We start from the raw sequence: 1,283 nt of genomic DNA, 5'->3' as shown, positions 1-1,283 counted from the left end.
GCGGTGCAGCCGATCAAGCGCGGGTGCGCCGACGACATGTACAGCGGCCTGTGGTCCACCGACCGGCCGAGCCGCGCAAAGCTGAAGCTGACGCCGAGCGCTGGAGTTGTTCCGCGGCGACGGCGACCGGCACGGCGAGGCCTGGACGCTCGACAACGTGGGCACCCTGCACGGCCACCTCGGCCGGCTCGACCTCGCGGAGGACCATCACCGGCAGGCCCTCGTCATCCACCGCGACACCGGCGAACGCGAGGGTGAGGCGTCGGCGCTCAACGGGCTCGGCGCGGCGGCGTACCTGGCCGGCGACCTGGCTGCGGCGGTGACGCACCATGCCGCGGCGCAGTCCGTAGCCGGCAGCATCGGCGACCGTTACCAGCTGGCCCGGGCCTGCGCGGGTCTGGCCCACGCGCACGAGGCGCTCGGTGCCGTGCTCACCGCCCGCGAGCACTACCGGCAGGCGATGAACCTGTACGCGGCTTTCGGCAGCCCCGAGGCCGAGCAGCTGCGCATCCGGCTGGCCGCGGTGGACCAGCGCCGCACGCGTGCGGGATCGGTCGGGATCGTGGAACGGCTGCGCTGAGCGGGCGTACCAACAACGGCAACGCGCCGCACCACGGCGCCCGCCGATCCCGATCGAAGGGGAAATCCCATGCGCAAGACCCGAATCACCGCCGCCGCGGTCCTGGGCACGAGCATCGTGCTCGTCGGTGCCCCGGCCGCCCAGGCCATTCCCCGGTCCAAGGCCTGCCCGTCGTACGCCTGCGGCAGTGCCACCATTGAGGCCTGGGGCAGGCGCACCATGCGCTGGAACGAGAGCATCATCGACACCAGCTGCGCGAGCAGCAGCCCGACCGCGGTGGTGAAGATCGAGATCGTGGTGGCCACGGGGGACGTGTCCCGCAGCGTCTGGAGCACGCCGCGGCCCGACAACGCCTGCGACGACGAAGCGTACGCTCAGTGGCCGGACCAGACCTACGCCGCTGCCACCAGTGATGTCATCAAGGGCTTCTACGTCCGCGTCGACAACGGGGCGAGCTCCAAGCCGTACACGCGCGGCAACTACGTCGACAACCCGCACACCTGAGCGGTCCGCTGAGCCGCCAACGGGGGGATCAGGGGGTTGGCGGGGCCAGGGACCGGATGGCGTTGTCGACCTCCTGGTCGATCAGGCGCTGCACGTCGACGGCGTTGTTGTCGAACATGCCGGTGAGCTCCAGGCTCACGATCCCGTGCACCCGGGTCCAGATGACGATGGCCGCCCGCGCGGCCCGCGGGGTGGTGCC

General features: G+C 71.6%; 3 protein-coding genes. 2 read left to right on the top strand and 1 reads right to left on the bottom strand.

From position 1 onward, the window contains the following. Window positions 1-106 precede the first annotated feature (106 nt). Complete coding sequence (locus AB0C29_RS48990) at window positions 107-580, top strand: tetratricopeptide repeat protein (RefSeq protein WP_360835309.1); 474 nt, start codon at window positions 107-109, stop codon at window positions 578-580. Between the two features lie 69 nt (window positions 581-649). Next, window positions 650-1,084: a hypothetical protein gene (locus AB0C29_RS48985; protein WP_360835307.1), complete on the top strand. Its 435-nt coding sequence runs from the start codon at window positions 650-652 to the stop codon at window positions 1,082-1,084. 28 nt (window positions 1,085-1,112) lie between these two features. On the opposite strand, the gene AB0C29_RS48980 is transcribed toward AB0C29_RS48985, so the two are convergent. Next, the coding region (locus AB0C29_RS48980; protein ID WP_360835311.1) for a TetR-like C-terminal domain-containing protein at window positions 1,113-1,283 on the bottom strand (171 nt) is incomplete at its 5' end.

The sequence above is a fragment of the Actinoplanes sp. NPDC048791 genome (assembly GCF_040650095.1).
Lineage (GTDB): Bacteria > Actinomycetota > Actinomycetes > Mycobacteriales > Micromonosporaceae > Actinoplanes.
This window is presented reverse-complemented; position numbering and strand designations above follow the sequence as displayed.